The organism is Polaromonas sp. P1_G1 (assembly GCF_056405595.1).
Genome location: NZ_JBFUBU010000161.1, coordinates 1 through 493 on the forward strand (window position 1 = coordinate 1; position 493 = coordinate 493).

General features: G+C 61.3%; 1 protein-coding gene. It reads right to left on the reverse strand.

The features are described from left to right. On the reverse strand, nucleotides 1-419 hold a 419-nt coding region (locus tag AC1D1Y_RS26270), incomplete at its 3' end, for an AAA family ATPase (RefSeq protein WP_477684931.1). Nucleotides 420-493 lie beyond the last annotated feature (74 nt).

A 493-nucleotide genomic window follows, 5' to 3' on the forward strand; every position in this document is an offset into this window, starting at 1 on the left:
TCGCGCAAACGCGCATCCATGCGTTGCCGAATGGCGAGGCCATCGCGCTGTATCCCATCCGCCACCCATGCCACATCCAGTCCCATGACCAGGGTCGCGTCCAGTGTGCGCTGAAAGGCAATGGCTTCGGGGTATAGCGTGGGGTCGTTGAACAACACATCGCTGTAGACCGCGGTGATCAGGGGAGTCGTATCGACGACCACGCACGCTGCCGTGGCTTGCTGGATACGTTGTGCTTGGATATGGGCCACATGGGCCTGCTCATGCGCCTGGGGTGGGCGACCATGCGCGTTGCACCAGGTGCGCAGGTACTCGTCAATGACGGTGACTTCAGGGTAAAAGGTGGCCAGCGGTGCGAGAAGCGCCTGGCTCAGCGTGGACTTGCCACTGCATTCCGCGCCCAGGATGGCAATTTTCATGCGGCCATCAGAGCCCGCTCAGCGGGCCACTTGCACGTAAATCTCGTTGGCTTTCACCATGCCCAATTCGGAGC